Origin of the sequence: Pectobacterium atrosepticum, from assembly GCA_019056595.1 — a bacterium.
GTDB classification, from domain to species: Bacteria; Pseudomonadota; Gammaproteobacteria; order Enterobacterales; family Enterobacteriaceae; genus Pectobacterium; species Pectobacterium atrosepticum.
In genome coordinates this window covers 4,251,122-4,266,555 of sequence record CP036163.1, presented here as the reverse complement: position 1 = coordinate 4,266,555, position 15,434 = coordinate 4,251,122, and the positions used below count along the sequence as shown (strand labels likewise).

The 15,434-nt window shown below is 54.7% G+C and carries 15 protein-coding genes; 9 read left to right on the top strand and 6 right to left on the bottom strand.

All coding sequences use genetic code 11. From position 1 onward, the window contains the following. Nucleotides 1–13: 13 nt before the first annotated feature. The 5 genes from DCX48_19990 (at nucleotide 14) to trxA (ending at nucleotide 5,550) form a co-directional block, all read left to right on the top strand. Nucleotides 14–772, top strand: coding sequence for a MotA/TolQ/ExbB proton channel family protein (locus DCX48_19990; protein ID QXE16593.1), 759 nt, complete (start codon nucleotides 14–16; stop codon nucleotides 770–772). A 14-nt stretch (nucleotides 773–786) separates the two neighbouring features. Next, nucleotides 787–1,209, top strand: coding sequence for a biopolymer transporter ExbD (locus DCX48_19985; GenBank protein QXE16592.1), 423 nt, complete (start codon nucleotides 787–789; stop codon nucleotides 1,207–1,209). Between the two features lie 164 nt (nucleotides 1,210–1,373). After that, nucleotides 1,374–2,738, top strand: coding sequence for a peptidase U62 (locus DCX48_19980; protein QXE16591.1), 1,365 nt, complete (start codon nucleotides 1,374–1,376; stop codon nucleotides 2,736–2,738). Between the two features lie 34 nt (nucleotides 2,739–2,772). Further along, nucleotides 2,773–4,218 carry a metalloprotease TldD gene (gene tldD / locus DCX48_19975; GenBank protein QXE16590.1) on the top strand — a complete coding sequence of 482 codons (1,446 nt, stop codon included), beginning with the start codon at nucleotides 2,773–2,775 and terminating at the stop codon, nucleotides 4,216–4,218. Between the two features lie 66 nt (nucleotides 4,219–4,284). Continuing rightward, the gene (gene trxA / locus DCX48_19970; GenBank protein ID QXE16589.1) at nucleotides 4,285–5,550 is read left to right on the top strand and encodes a thioredoxin; all 1,266 of its coding nucleotides are present in this window, start codon (nucleotides 4,285–4,287) and stop codon (nucleotides 5,548–5,550) included. A gap of 32 nt (nucleotides 5,551–5,582) precedes the next feature. On the opposite strand, the gene DCX48_19965 is transcribed toward trxA, so the two are convergent. From DCX48_19965 to DCX48_19945, 5 genes are all read right to left on the bottom strand, one after another. Then, nucleotides 5,583–7,688, bottom strand: coding sequence for a tRNA(Met) cytidine acetyltransferase (locus DCX48_19965; protein QXE16588.1), 2,106 nt, complete (start codon nucleotides 7,686–7,688; stop codon nucleotides 5,583–5,585). Between the two features lie 17 nt (nucleotides 7,689–7,705). Further along, a complete protein-coding gene (locus DCX48_19960) occupies nucleotides 7,706–8,158 on the bottom strand; it encodes a DUF441 domain-containing protein (GenBank protein QXE16587.1) in 453 nt (150 codons plus the stop codon). 200 nt (nucleotides 8,159–8,358) lie between these two features. After that, nucleotides 8,359–9,072, bottom strand: coding sequence for a phosphoribosylaminoimidazolesuccinocarboxamide synthase (locus tag DCX48_19955; protein QXE16586.1), 714 nt, complete (start codon nucleotides 9,070–9,072; stop codon nucleotides 8,359–8,361). 143 nt (nucleotides 9,073–9,215) lie between these two features. Further along, nucleotides 9,216–10,253 carry an outer membrane protein assembly factor BamC gene (bamC, locus tag DCX48_19950; protein QXE16585.1) on the bottom strand — a complete coding sequence of 346 codons (1,038 nt, stop codon included), beginning with the start codon at nucleotides 10,251–10,253 and terminating at the stop codon, nucleotides 9,216–9,218. Nucleotides 10,254–10,269: 16 nt separating this feature from the next. Next, nucleotides 10,270–11,148, bottom strand: a complete 879-nt coding sequence (locus tag DCX48_19945; protein ID QXE16584.1) for a 4-hydroxy-tetrahydrodipicolinate synthase — start codon at nucleotides 11,146–11,148, stop codon at nucleotides 10,270–10,272. 375 nt (nucleotides 11,149–11,523) lie between these two features. On the opposite strand from DCX48_19945, the gene DCX48_19940 reads away from it, so the two are divergent. From DCX48_19940 to arsC, 4 genes are all read left to right on the top strand, one after another. Next, the gene (locus tag DCX48_19940) at nucleotides 11,524–12,072 is read left to right on the top strand and encodes a glycine cleavage system transcriptional repressor (protein QXE17326.1); all 549 of its coding nucleotides are present in this window, start codon (nucleotides 11,524–11,526) and stop codon (nucleotides 12,070–12,072) included. Between the two features lie 52 nt (nucleotides 12,073–12,124). Further along, nucleotides 12,125–12,592 (top strand): thioredoxin-dependent thiol peroxidase, encoded by a 468-nt coding sequence (locus DCX48_19935; protein QXE16583.1) that lies wholly within the window; start codon nucleotides 12,125–12,127, stop codon nucleotides 12,590–12,592. Nucleotides 12,593–12,761: 169 nt separating this feature from the next. Beyond that, nucleotides 12,762–14,225 (top strand): M48 family peptidase, encoded by a 1,464-nt coding sequence (locus DCX48_19930; protein ID QXE16582.1) that lies wholly within the window; start codon nucleotides 12,762–12,764, stop codon nucleotides 14,223–14,225. Nucleotides 14,226–14,239: 14 nt separating this feature from the next. Beyond that, complete coding sequence (gene arsC / locus DCX48_19925) at nucleotides 14,240–14,611, top strand: arsenate reductase (glutaredoxin) (GenBank protein QXE16581.1); 372 nt, start codon at nucleotides 14,240–14,242, stop codon at nucleotides 14,609–14,611. A gap of 45 nt (nucleotides 14,612–14,656) precedes the next feature. Here arsC and hda read toward each other — a convergent pair whose 3' ends face one another. Then, complete coding sequence (gene hda / locus DCX48_19920) at nucleotides 14,657–15,364, bottom strand: DnaA inactivator Hda (protein ID QXE16580.1); 708 nt, start codon at nucleotides 15,362–15,364, stop codon at nucleotides 14,657–14,659. Nucleotides 15,365–15,434: the final 70 nt, after the last annotated feature.

The window sequence follows — 15,434 nt, the reverse complement described above, 5'->3', positions numbered from 1 at the left end:
TAAGAGGTCACACATGAACACGTTAGATATCCATCATTTCTGGCAGCAGGGCGACGTGGTCACCCACTCGGTAGCCATCATTCTGCTCATCATGTCGCTGCTGTCATGGACGGTCATGCTGCTTAAAGCGCGGCAGTTATTCGCCTTGAACAAAAGCGTGCAATACAGTCGGAATACCTTTTGGCAGGCGACCAGCCTGCAAGAGAGCGTCGAGAAATTCGGTAAGCAGCGTTTTAACCCGTTCCGCGATCTGGTGATCGAAGGGCACGCGCTGCTGAAACACCCGCACAAATTTTCTTCCACGCTGGGCGGACACGTCGATCTCAGCGACTGGCTGGTGCGCGGCCTGAGCAACACGCTGGACACCAACTCAGGCAAACTGCAATCCGGCCTCGGCACGCTGGCGTCTATCGGCAGTACCGCGCCGTTTATCGGCCTGCTAGGCACCGTGTGGGGCATTTTTCACGCGCTGCAAACCATCAGTACCATCGGCCAGCCCGATCTGGCTCAGGTTGCTGGCCCTGTCGGCGAAGCCTTGATCATGACGGCGTTTGGCCTGTTCGTGGCGATTCCGGCCGTATTAGGATTCAACGCAATCAACCGCCGCAATCGCATCGTCCTGCATGCCATGAATCGCTTTGCGCACGATCTGCACGCTTACCTGCTGACTGGCGCACGCGTGGATACCAGTATTACCGATCTGACCAGTATTACCGACCAGAATAGTGCAGCGCGGTATGAGCCGACTCACCCCGTTGAGCGCTCCGCCTGAAGAGGAACATAGCCATGAGTATGTCATCCCCGTTTGAAAGTCAGGAAGACGCCCTGCTTAACGACATCAACATGACGCCGTTTATCGATGTCATGCTGGTGCTGCTGATCGTGTTCATGATCACCCTGCCGGTCATTAATCACGCCGTCAAAGTGGATCTACCGCGCGCCAGCGTCGAAAAAATCAAAAAAGATCCACAAGCTGTGGATATCGCGATTACCGCAACCGGACAAATTAACTGGAATAAAGAAGCGGTCGATGATGCCCAACTGATCGCCAAACTCGATGCGGCCTCAGCCGAAGGCACTCACCCGAATATACGGCTGTTTGCCGATCAGGCCGTCGAATATGGTCGGGTAGCGTATGTCATGACGAATGCCCAGCAGCGTGGCCTGAGCAAAATCGATTTCGTCCTGCAACCCGTCAAAGCCCCCTGACTTCCTCTTTCGCTCTGGTGCTGAAAGCCTCGCCAGCATCAGAGCGCATCATCTTCTCCATCATCCAAATTCCTCAGCGTAAAAAAAGTTTCGGCGTGCGGTGACGCTTTTCTTTCTTCGTTGCACATCATGAGTAGAACACTGTCACGCATGGATACCGAATAATGCCTTCTCTTGATGAATCCCCCGTTCTTGCTACGCCGCAGACCGACACGCTTCAGTCGCTGGCCGGAGACGTGCTGGACTTCGCGGCCGCAAAAGGCGCGAGTCAGGCAGTCGTCAGCATCTCGCAGGGAAACCGCCGTACGATCCGCGTCAGGAACGGCGATATTGATACGCTGACGCAAAACCAAAGCAACTTCCTGTCCGTTACGGTCTACTTCGGCCAGCGCGCAGGCACCGTTTCTTCGACCTTGTTTAGCAAGGAAGCGTTGCAGGATGCCGTTGATGCCGCTAGCACGCTGGCAAAATATGCCGATGAGGATCCGTGTAGCGGTCTGCCGGAAGCACAGCATTTCGCCCGTAATATTTACGATCTTGCGCTTCACAACGCCGATACGCTGACGGTTGAGCAAGCGCTGTCGCTGGCGCTGCGCGCCGAGCAGGCCGCCAATACCACACATGAACATGGCTACAGCGAGAGCACGGAAATCACCTCGCAGCAGGGAGACTTTATTCTGGCGAACTCTGCCGGTTTTTCGGCAGGTTACCCAACATCGTTACACACCCTGTGGAGCCATGCGATTGCGCGTAACGATACGCAACGTCAGCAGGGTTTCTGGCACACCTCCGGCAGAGCGCCGTCGCTGCTGGCCTCGCCAGAGGCTATCGGACATACCGCCGCGCAACGTGCGGTGGCACAGCTAGGTGCACGAAAACTCTCAACCCGCCGCAGTCCAGTGCTGTTTGAGGCCCCCGTGGCGCACAGCCTGATTCATCATTTGGTCGGTGCGCTGAGCGGCGCGGCGCTTTATCGATCCACGTCATTTCTGGGTCAGTGCCTCGGTGAGGCCATCACTGCACCGCACCTGAGCTTGTATGAAAATCCGTTTATTCCCGGCGCACTGGCCAGCGCCTGCTTCGATGCTGAAGGCGTCGCAACTGCTCCGCGTCATGTCATCCACGACGGCATTGCACAAGGCTATTTTCTCTCAAGCTACAGCGCTCGACGCCTGGGGCTCACGACGACCGGACACGCAGGTGGAGCCTATAATCTGAGCGTCAGCAGCAACCAGAGTCGCGCTGGCGATGACTTGCCAGCGCTGCTGCGCCAGATGCACACAGGACTGCTGGTCACCACGTTGCTAGGGCACGGACTGAATCCAATGACGGGCGACTATTCGCAGGGTGTGGCGGGCTTTTGGGTCGAAAACGGCGAAATTCAGTATCCGGTCGAAGAAATCACCATTGCAGGCAACCTGAAAACGCTGCTCCTGCACTGTGTCGCGCTCGGAGCGGACATCCACACGCAGGGCAATCTCTCCTGCGGTTCCCTATTGATTGAAGAGATGCAGATCGCCGGGCAGTAATCCCACATCGCGTCACAGAAACAGGATCATTATCATGGCAATACACGCTTCCAGAGCGGGAGTCTCACCTGCGCTGTCGGCATTTTCGCTGGAAACGACGGAGATAACGCACGCGCTGAACCACATCATGCAGCGTCAGGTGGACTATGCCGATCTCTATTTTCAGCGCCGCCAGCAGGAAGGCTGGCAGTTAGAAAACGGCATTGTGCGCCCAACAGGATTTAGCCGCGATCAGGGCGTTGGCGTCCGCGCCGTCAGCGGCGAGAAAACGGCGTTCTCCTACACCAATGACCTCCGCCCGCAGGCTATTCTGCAAGCAGCCAATACCGTAAGAGAAATCAGTCGTCGGGGACAGACCGCCAGTGTGGCACTACCCGCGTCGCTGCCGCACGGCACGACCGCGCTTTATCCGTCAGACAATCCTTTACTTGCCGTAACCGAAGAACATAAACGTCAGCTTCTGCTCTCGATCGACAGACAGGCGCGTGCCCGCGATCCCCGCGTGACGCAGGTCACGGCCTACCTGAATGCTTCACACGAAACCATTCTGATCGCCCGACATGACGGTCGGCTCGCCACCGACGTTCGCCCGCTGGTGAATCTGGTCATCAATGTCGTCGTCGAACAGCAGGGTCGTCGGGAGAATGGTTCCAGCGGTGGTGGGCGACGCCTCGACTACCGATTCTTTGCTGACGAGACGGTCAGCCAGTGGGTTAATCAGGCTGTCGATCAGGCGCTGAATAATCTGGACGCCAGCCCGGTGCCAGCAGGAACTTACAGCGTGATCCTTGGTGCAGGTTCGCCCGGCATTTTGCTGCACGAAGCTATCGGGCACGGGCTGGAAGGCGATTTTAATCGCAAAGGCAGTTCCGCATTCTCTAGTCTGTTAGGAGAACGCGTTGCCGCGCCGGGCATTACCGTCGTGGATGACGGCACGCTCGCCAACCGGCGGGGTTCGCTGCATGTGGACGATGAAGGCACACCGTCACAGTGCACGACATTAATCGAGGACGGCATCCTGCGCGGCTATTTACAGGACAGCCTCAACGCCAGACTGATGAATACCGCCCTGACGGGCAACGCGCGTCGGGCTTCCTACTCTGCGCTACCGCTGCCGCGCATGACCAACACCTACATGCTGGCAGGACAATATCCAGCCGAAGAAGTGATCGCATCGGTCAAAAACGGCCTCTACGCCGTCGGCTTCGGCGGCGGGCAGGTTGATATCAGCAGCGGGAAATACGTCTTTTCCACCACCGAAGCCTACCTGATTGAAAACGGACGCGTCACCCGCCCGGTTAAAGGTGCCACGCTGATTGGTCACGGGCCAGAAGCATTGCTGCACGTCGCGATGGTGGGTAACGATTTGGCTTTGGATGACGGCAATATCGCCTGTACCAAAGAAGGCCAATCCCTGCCCGTCAGCGTCGGCCAGCCAACGCTTCGTATCGACAACATGACCGTAGGCGGCTCACAGTAAGCCGTGTTGTCACGGTTCACTGCCCCCTACTCAACTTACTCACTATTTTCTCTGAACGGAGACACCATGTCAGACGCCATCATTACTGCCAGCGACACCTCGCTGGATACGTTGCTCAATAACAGTGACAAGCCCATTTTGCTCGACCTGTGGGCACCCTGGTGCCAGCCGTGCAAAACGCTAGCTCCTCTGCTAAACACGATTGCCGATAACACGCCAGACAACCTAACCGTCGCCAAGTTGGATGTGGAGCAATATCCGGCATTCATGCAGCGTTTTGGGGTACGAGGTATTCCTACGCTGCTGCTGTTTAAAAATGGGCAGGAGATTTCACGGCAGATCGGTGTGAAAACGCTGGCGCAGCTACGCGGCTGGCTGGAATCGCACGAGATTGCGATACAGAACACCGCACAGCCGCTGGCAGACACTCACGTTACGTGGAGCACGTTCTATGGTGATGCTTCGTTGCACACATTCCTCCACCAGCGGCTACGTCAGCATGCGGCGGACGGTAATATCGAACACGCATTTTCCCCCTACTGGCAGGACAACAAAGGCTCAGTCTCTGCTGCGCTAGCGCACAATGCAGACATTCGCATCTTTGAACGCATCACCGGATTACCGGCCTCGCTCGGCCTGCTGCTGGAAAAACTGCCGAGCACCACACCAGAACAGGTTGATGCCCTCTTTGCGGCTCTCGCTCCGGGAAAAACGGTAGATGGCGTTGCGCTGCAATGGCTGCACCACTGGTTAAGTCACGAAGGAAATCCGTGGTCTGACTGGCTGGTAGATGAAACCGTAGACGGCTTGCGTCAGCAGTGGGTTCAGGCAATTTCACGGCTGTTAGCGGGTGAAGCCGTGGCAGAAAGCGAATGGACGGCACTGCATCAGCAGGCAATAAGCTGGGAAGAAAAAGCGGCTACCGAACTGGGCCTGGAAAAGAATATTGCCACAATACTCGCCAGCCTATCGCCGCCGCCTGCCGCGTCCGACGCTGATAGCTGGCGCAGCATCAGTACCACTCTTGGCTTCGCGCTGGCGCAGATCCTGCAAATTAAAGACGGATGGAGCAGAGAAGAACGCGCAACGCCAGATAAGCGCTTCCGCTGGTTTCAGGCACAGGAAGACGCCACGCCGAGCAAAAAGCTAACGGATGAGCAAATTACCGCGCTACGTGAACAATGGCTTCAGGAAAACCCGGATTTTTCCGCGAAAGAGGATGCATTTTATCAGCGCTACTCGCAGCTGTCAGAAGCGCAGAAAATCCCCTTGCAGGAAACGCTGTGGGAATTACTTCGTCGTGCGCCCGCCTTCAAATCACAGTTGAACTGATACCGTAGTCTGCCTATCCATAACGATGCGTTTCAGGGATGAAGCGCATCCTCCGCTGCATCGTCAGGAAGCACCCACAGCCGCCAGCGCTCACCGCGTTGCGCATCGAGATCGATTAGCGCATTGGCGGTTTCTTCTCGCCAGCGTTTCAGGAGCGCTTTCTTGCCCGTTAGCCCTAACGTAGCAGCCGTCTGTTCGCCTTCACCCGGTGTTTCCGCCAACAGACGTAGCGCAGGCAGCGGCAACGAGGTGTGAATCAGCAGACGACAGATCGCAGCGAAGCTCGCCTCCATAGGCCGATGCGCAAACGCAAATCCCACCAGCTCACGCCAGTCGTCGTCATTCAGTTCAATATTCTCTGTACCCAGATCCGTATTTTCCGTCTGTGGCAGCGCGAGGCTCAGCGGAATCATGCGTTGTAGCCAGTGCCAGTCGCGCGCCAATTGCTGGCTTCCCTGCTGCGCCAGTTTATGCCCGGCCTCACTCAGCGGCAGTACCGCCATCGCGCTATAGCAGCCGCTGCTGGCCTCAAGATGACTGCCGATACGCACCAATTGAAACCCACACGATTGCCAGAACGCCCACAGATCTGGCTGATAGCCGAAGCTAACCGACAGATAATCCAGCGCCTGCTTTTGTGCCTCACGAGTCTGATCTGCGATTAATGCTCGCCCTATTCCCTGTCGGCGAGATGACGAGGCAACCGCAATCCGGCTTACGCGACGCGCGTGCAGCGTCGGCGCATTCCACAGGCCAGCATGCGCCGCCAGCGATTGCGCCACCAAATTACCGCGCGGTCGCCTCCTGCCAGCCCAAACGTCATGAGCCAGTGAATCAGACAGCCCGCCTTCCTCCACCAGCCACAACACGCCACGAATATCACCCGCCACCTGTGCACTGACAATATGCATGCCCAGTGCATCCATCAGACGGCGTAAATCCAGCGGCGAGGTACGGTAATGTGCGCTGCACAATAGCGCATAGCACCACGTCAGGCGTTCGGGATGTGTCAGCCAGTCGTCGGCACATTCGGTTCGAATATCCAGTTTGGCAGAGGGCAGAGTCAGTGCGCCATCAGTGGGATTCAGCGGAAAATGAAGAGAGGCAGGTTCGTTGAACAGCAGCGCCTGATCCAACACGCGTTCCAGCGGGTCATTAGCGGCCCAGCGCAGAGGATCGTCCAGTGAAAATACGCGACACTGCGGCAATGCCGCACAAAACTTAAGCAGAAAACCCCGTCCCGTGCCTTCATACCCCTGCACCGTCGTGGTCATTAAAATACGGGGAAAATAGGGCAACAGCGCAGTCAATACAGAAGACGGAATCGCAGCAACCTCATCAATCAGCAGCCAATCAACATCAGGTGCACCATGAAGGCGGCAGTATGCCAACAACGCATCCGGTGCCCAGAATGGCGCATCGCTGCGCGCGTACTGTTGCAGAATATCCGTCGCCGAACGGGAAGGTGCAGTGATCCAACAGGTTCCACGACTACGCTGCGTCAGCATTCCAGCCAGCGTCGATTTTCCCCGCCCGCGAGGTGCGGTAATCACAAATACGCCAGATTCTGCGGCACTCAGTTCATGCAGGATCTGCTGCTGTCGCGCAGTCGGTTCGCCCTGCGCAGGCTGCCAGTCGGATCTTACAGCCAGTGGCTGAATCACCAACGGCTGACCTTGTTGCCAGAGAACCACATCGTCATCGGCCAGCAACTGCCGCTGAAAATGCTGAATAAAGTGCGGAGTAGCAATCGGCTGTGCGTGCTCGCTCCAGCGTAGGCTGTCTTCATCCGGCAGCGTCGACCACACTTGCCACGACGGAACCAGCATAATCAGCCAGCTCCCGGCCCGTAGCGTGCCGGACAGCATCGCCAGCGCCTCGACATCCACGCCGCTGCGCGCATCAAACACCGCGTGATGAAACTCTCGCCCTAGCAGCGTCCGAACACGACTGGCTGGCAACGAGGCGACGGAGTCAGGTGCGTGTTCGCTAACCCACAGCCAGTCGCCAGCTGACTGGCTGCTAAGCACCATCGCCTGCTCTTCACACCAGCTCGACTCACCGCTCAGCACCAGCAATCGTCGGATACCATAGCGTTGCTGCTGTTGTTGGCTGTGGAGAAAATCACGCAATATCATCACACGCGCCAGCTCAGTCAGGTCTTGCCAATCAGCAGAGAAAGTAGCCCTGCGGCGATCAACGGCCCGACTGGCACACCGCGAAACAGCGCCACGCCCATGACCGTTCCCACCAGCAGCCCCGCCACAACGGAGGGTTGATTGCTCATTAGCGACACACCACGTCCGCCAAGCCAGGACACGGCGACACCAATCAGAATCGCCAGCAGGGATTTCCAATGCAGGAAGGAATGCATCACTTCACTGGCGGTAATTTTTCCGCTGGCAATCGGTGCCATCACGCCAATCGTCAGAACGACGATACCGATGCTCAGACCGTATTTTTCTACCCACGGGAAATAGCTGTTTAAGGGTGTGATACGTATCGCCAGCAGCACCAGAATCGCCAGTGTGACGGTCATGTTGTGGCTGATGATACCCAGCCCCGCCAGGACGAGCAGAATTAACAATGTTGGATCGATGTAAGCCATGGATTCGAGTCTGTCGAAAGTAGTCAGGTTGCGCGTTAAGCAAACCGCGATGATAACATTAATCGAGATAAGGGGCAGACCAGCAAATCACGCAGGCAAAGATGAGGAATAAAAGGGCGTTTTCTGAAAGGAAAATAGTTAAAACATTCAGGTCGCCAGCCTATTGCCGACTGGCGGCCTGAACGTAAACGATTGCGCAGTTAGTCTAATTTTACGCCGATACGGTGCGCAACTTCTTCATACGCTTCAATCAAGCCACCGAGGCTCTGACGAAAACGGTCTTTATCCATTTTGTTCAGCGTTTCTTTGTCCCACAGGCGGCTACCGTCTGGTGAAAACTCATCGCCCAGCACCACTTCACCGTTGAACAGACCAAACTCCAGCTTGAAGTCGACCAGAATCAGCCCGGCGTCGCCAAACAGTTTGCTCAGCACATCGTTCGCTTTGTAGCTCAGTTCCTTCATGCGGGCCAGATTCTCTTCGCTCACCCAACCGAACGTCTTGCAGTAAGATTCGTTCACCATCGGGTCATGCATGGCATCATTTTTCAGGAACAGATCGAACAACGGCGGATTCAGCTCGATACCTTCTTCGATACCCAGACGTTTTACCAGCGATCCCGCCGCGCGGTTGCGCACGACACACTCGACCGGCACCATCTCCAGTTTTTTCACCAGCACTTCATTGTCAGACAGCAGGCTCACCATTTGGGTTGGGATTCCGGCTTCTTCCAGTTTGCTCATGATGAAATGGTTGAACTTGTTATTCACCATCCCTTTACGGTCAAACTGCTCAATGCGCGCACCGTCTCCTGCTGATGTATCATTGCGAAATTCCAGCACCAGTAGATCGGGATCTTCGGTGGTGTAGACGGTTTTCGCCTTTCCACGATACAGCTCAGCTAGCTTTTGCATCTTTAATTACTCCACACAGTGAGGGTCAAAAAATACGACCCGATATTTAACGCTTCCCCGAACGCTTGCCGATAGCGCCCGCCAATTCGGGTAGATATTGTTGAATGAAGAAGGGCCGGATAATCCGACCCTTGTTTTATGCGTTATTTACTGAACGCCGCCTGGAATACGGCCACCAGTGCATCGTTCTGCGACTGGGTTAGCGTATGCCCCTTGGAATCGATAAATTGCAGACTGCTGCGGTTATCTAAATCGCCGACCTGCAATTTGTAATCGCCGTTAGGCAGTTCAGGGTTTTTCGCGCCCAGATCATCCCAGGTTCCGCCGCTTGGTGCTCGATACGTCACAGAAACAGAACCCTGCGGACGGCTGCGATCGTTAACCTTCATGCCGATTTTGTCCAACGCGACAGGCAGACGATCCCACACAACAGTGTACGGACCGCGCACAATCAGCAGCGGCAGACCAGTGTCATCCGCACCGCTCTGCACGTCCAGCGAACCAATGGTGCGGTTTGCCAGCGCATTTTCGCGTGCCGTTGCCTGAGAGTCCAGACCATTACTGAGGACATTCAGCATCAGGCCAGCGTAGCGCTGCGTCTGATCGCTCGTCGTCACTGGCTGACCGTTCAGTTGTAAGCCCAGCAGTTTCACGATTAGAGCAACCTGGTAACCCTGCTGTTGCACAGAAATCTGATAACGGCCCTGATACGGAACGTTTTCATCTTCACGCGGCCATGAGATCCAGTCGGTCGTCAGCGTTTGGCTGGCATCCTGACGGTTGGCAATGGTAAACGCGTTGTCTTGCAGCACGCGGATAACCTGAGACCAGATCTGGCTGTTTTGCGCACTGTTTTCTAACAACAGCGTTGCCGTATCACCTGAGGTTTGGGTACGGGAACCATTCAACAAAGCCAATGGCTGCACTGGAGGACGAATATCCAGCTCTTTGCCAACTGCACCATTCAGGGTAACTGGCGGTATATCAAAATCCCCGTTCTGCACCGGTAAAATCATCCCGGCAGGCGTATTCAGCACATGTTGCGCTGGTGCCTTTAGATAGGATTCATCGCCACTGACCTGACGCTTATAGCGCTGATCGCTGGAACAAGCCGCAAGCAACATCACGAGTGATAAGCCAACGACTTTCGCCACCATCGACTTTTGTAATGAATAACTCATTAAATCTCCCTAACGATTACAGCAAACCCGCTTGCTTAAGTGCTTGCCCCATCACCGTACGACCGGAATCAGTCAACGGTGTCATCGGCAGGCGCAGCGTATCGGTCGCCATGAGTCCCAATTCCTTACAAGCCCATTTCACTGGGATAGGATTGGGTTCAACAAATAATTTCTGATGCAGTGGCATCAGGCGCTGATTTAAACGGCGCGCTTCGACAAAATTGCCCTGCGCCGCCAGCCTGCAAAGTTCAGCCATTTCACGCGCAGCGATATTCGCTGTCACGGAAATCACACCTTTACCGCCGAGTTGCATAAAATCCAGACCGCTGGCGTCATCGCCGCTCAGCAAAATGAAGTCTTCACTAACCAGCTCTTGGATCTGACTTACCCGACTTAAGTTCCCCGTCGCTTCTTTAATTGCGACAATATTTTTCACTTCGGACAAACGGGCAACAGTTTCCGGCAACATGTCGCAGCCAGTACGGGAAGGTACGTTATACAGGATTTGCGGCAGATCGGTATGCTCGGCGATCGCTTTGAAGTGCTGGTATAGACCTTCTTGCGTCGGTTTATTGTAGTACGGTGTGACCGTCAGGCAGCCAACAACACCCGTGCCATGAAACCGTTTGGTCAGAGAAACGCCTTCGGCAGTAGCATTAGCACCCGTTCCAGCGATAACAGGAATACGTCCGTCGCTCAGTTCCAGCGTCAGCAGCACGACATCGCCATGTTCGTCATGGCTCAGCGTGGCAGACTCACCCGTCGTGCCGACAGAGACAATCGCCGATGTACCGCTAGCGACATGATAATCAATCAGTTTTTTCAAGCTCGCCCGGTCAACGGCGCCTTTGGCGTCCATCGGCGTAACTAGCGCAACAATACTTCCCGTAAACATTGGCCATCCCCTCCACAAACAAGTGCTTCATGGTACTTTTGACCTCTATGCAAAAGCAAGCGGACAAGGGCGTTGTAGGCGTCTGACGCAGGTTTTTTTATGACGCAGCAAACGAAATTAAAAATGCTTCTGATGTTTTGGGAAAATAGGCCGCGTAAATCGAGCTAAAAATTGCTCCCGTTTTTTATGGCGGTCTATCCCTGCCCGCCACCCTTCGGGCCGCCGTAAACGGCGTTAAAAATTGCTCCGTTTTTTTTACGGCAGGCTATCCCTGCCCGCCGCCCTTCGGGCCGCCGCAAGCGGCGTTAAAAATTGCTCCAAGCAATTTTTTATGTTTACCATGTATTAATGGGAAAAAAGACAGGAAGCATGATGTTGCCAAGCTCACAAGAACACTATCTGGTTATTACCGCGATGGGGGTTGATCGCCCCGGTATCGTCAATGCGATTACCCGTCACGTCAGTAGCTGTGGCTGCAATATCGAAGATAGCCGTCTTGCCATGCTGGGCAAAGAGTTCACGTTTATTATGCTGCTGTCCGGCAGTTGGAATGCGATAACGCTGATCGAATCTACCCTGCCGCTGAAAGGCGCAGAGATGGATTTACTGATCGTGATGAAGCGGACGGAGTCACAGGCTAGTCAGCCAACGCCTTCAACCGTTTGGGTAAAGGTCGACGTTGCCGACTCCCCTCACATCATTGAGCGCTTTACCGATTTGTTCGATTCTCACCAGTTAAACATTGCCGAGCTGGTTTCCAAAACGCAGCCCGCCGAGGGTGGCAAACCGCCGCAGCTGTATATTCAGATTGCCGCACACAGTTCTGCAACGCTTGATAGCTCAATTATTGAGCCAGCCTTTCATCAGCTATGTACAGAATTGCACGCACAAGGCAGTATTAGCGTCGTTAACTATGCCCGATAGTCTATTTATGGGTATATCCACAGCATGAAGAGAAATAAGACGGAGAGTCGTGATGAACACACTGAAAGCCGGTGATATTGCACCGAAATTTAGCTTGCCCGACCAGGATGGCGAACAAGTAAATTTAACCGACTTCCAGGGACAGAAAGTGTTGGTGTATTTCTACCCTAAAGCGATGACGCCAGGATGCACCGTTCAGGCTTGCGGCCTGCGCGATAACATGGATGATTTGAAAAAACATGGTGTTGAAGTTCTCGGTATTAGCACGGATAAATCAGAAAAATTGTCCCGCTTTATCGAAAAAGAGGTCTTAAATTTCACGCTACTTTCTGATGAAGATCATCAGGTTTCAGAAGGATTTGGCGTTTGGGGAGAAAAAACGTTCATGGGGAAAACCTATGACGGGATTCATCGCATCAGCTTCCTGATCGATGAAAACGGCAAGGTAGAGAAGGTTTTTGACGACTTCAAAACCAGCAACCACCACGACATCGTTCTCGATTATCTGAAAAGCGCCTGATTCGCGGTTTTCAGATCGTCCACCGGCACCGTAATAGGTGCCGGTTTTTCCTATCATTATCCCTCTTCACCACGTTTTTCCCGTTCGGGCATTTCTTTGTCTGCCATCGCTGGCTAAGATAGTCGGCAGAATGCTTTCACGTTAGCTGTTGATAAGGTTATCTTCCGTTATGTCTATTCGGTTAAGAAAAACGGTCATGTCCGTCCTGCTTGGGACGCTACTGGCTGGCAACCTGCTTCCTGCTCAGGCTGACACGCAGGATCGGCTGCCGGATATCGGCACCACCGCAGGCGGTACGCTTAGTATCAATCAGGAGCTGGCAATGGGCGACTTTTACGTCCGTCAGTTACGAGCCGGTGCGCCGCTTATCAACGACCCGCTGCTGTCCAATTACATTAATCAGCTCGGTAACAGATTGGTCAAACAGGCCGATTCCGTGCGCACGCCGTTCCATTTTTATCTGATCCGTAATGACGACATCAACGCCTTCGCCTTCTTCGGCGGCAATGTGGTACTGCATTCCGCACTGTTCCGCTATGCCGATAGCGAGAGCGAACTGGCCTCCGTGCTGGCGCATGAAATCTCTCACGTTACCCAGCGGCATTTAGCGCGCAGCATGGAATCACAGCAGCGCAGCGCTCCGCTCACTTGGGTCGGCGCACTCGGTTCCATCCTGCTGGCGATGGCCAATCCACAGTTAGGAATGGCAGCGCTCAGCGGTACGCTGGCTGGCGCGCAGCAAGGCATGATTACCTTCACGCAATCGAATGAACAAGAAGCAGACCGCATCGGGATTCAGGTGCTGCAGCGTGCAGGGTTCGATCCGCAAGCCATGCCGAATTTCCTGCAAAAGCTGGCTGATCAATCGCGTTATGCTTCAAGACCACCGGAAATGTTGCTGACTCACCCATTGCCGGAAAGTCGCCTGTCTGACGCTCGTAACCGCGCCAACCAGATGCGCCCGACACCAGTGCAGTCTTCTCAGGATTTCTTGTTCGCCAAAATACGCACCTTTGGTATGTATGGCTCACCGGATCGCCCACTAAACGACGATCTGCTGGTGCAATGGGAAAAGGGTAACGTACGGGAACAGTTGGCCGCAAAATATGGCCGTGCGATTCAGCTTTATCAGGCGAAGAAGTACGATGAAGCGCGTAATGTGCTGCAACCGCTGCTAAGCAGCGCACCAGACAATCCGTGGTTTCTGGATATGATGACCGACATCGATCTGGGACAAAATCGTGCCGCGCAGGCTATCGCCCGTTTACAAAACGTGCCCGGAATGCAGGCTAACCCAGTACTTCAGCTTAATCTGGCCAATGCCTATGTTGAAGGGAAACAGCCTGCTGCTGCCGGCAAAATATTGTATCGCTACACCTATGCGCACCCTGACGATCCGAACGGCTGGGATCTGCTGGCGCAAACCGCAGCAGCCCAAGGACAGCGCGCAGAAGAGTTGGCTGCACGCGCAGAAAGTCTGGCGCTTAACGGTCAGCTCGATCAATCTATTCGGTTACTGAGCAACGCGAGTTCACTGGTCAAATTGGGGAGCCTGGAGCAGGCGCGCTACGACGCCCGTATCGACCAGCTCCGTCAGTTGCAGCAGCGTTTCCGCCAGTACCAGAAATCCTGATAAGGAGCATGACGATGACACAGCCTTCAACCAAAGCATCCGTGACGATTTACCACAACCCACGTTGTTCCAAGAGCCGTGAAACGCTGGCGCTGCTGCAAGAGCACAATATTACCCCCGACGTCGTGCTCTATCTCGACACGCCGCCCGATGCCGCGACGCTGGATCAGCTTATCCAACAGTTGGGCTTTAGCAGTGCGCGCGAGTTGATGAGAACCAAAGAAGAGATTTATCAGCAGTTGGGGTTGTCCAACGCCGCACTGACAGAAGCTCAGCTTATTCAGGCGATGGTCGATAACCCGAAGCTCATCGAGCGTCCTATCGTCGTGGCACAGGGTCAGGCACGCATTGGTCGTCCACCAGAACAGGTACTGGAGATTTTGTAATTGTGAACGATAGTTGTGAAAGAGTGCTGTGAACGATAATTCCAGCTACAGCCCGAGGATCTCTTTCACAAAGGGAATGGTCAGCTTGCGCTGTGCAGTTATGGAAGCGTGGTCGAGCTGATCGAGCGTCATAAATAACGTGCGCATTTCCCGATCCAAGCGCTTAAGCAGAAAACGACTCACGTCTTCCGGCAATTCGAACCCGCGCAGTCTGGCACGCAGCTGTAACGCTTCACCCTTTTCATCATCCGACAACGGTTGTAGCTTGTAGATTTGTCCCCAGTCGAGACGAGAAGCAAGGTCGGGCAGACGTAAATTCAACTGACGCGGCGGACGATCGCCGGTAATTAACAGCCGGGCTCGTCCCGTTTCCTGAATGCGGTTATACAGATTGAATACCGCCATTTCCCACGCTTCATCGCCTGCAATCGATTCGATGTTGTCGATACACACCAGTGCCAGCTGTTCCATGCCTTCCAGCACATCCGGCACAAAGTAGGCACGTTTATCTAACGGCACATAGCCCACCGCGCGTTCCTGACGCGACAGCTCAGCGCAGGCTGCATGCAGCAGGTGACTGCGCCCGCCCCCTTCGCGTGACCAGAAATAGATATAGCTACCATGCTCCTGATACAAAGCATTATTGACGGCGGCAAGAAGAGACGCGTTTTCACCCGGATAGAAACTGGCAAATGTTTCGTCATCGGGTAAATAGAGTGGCAATGAAAGCTGTGCCGGCGTGTTCAGAATCACCTCAAGCAAAACGGGCAGGAAAACGGATCGAGTTTACCACAGAAACCTGGCCCTGTTGAGGCCGCGATAT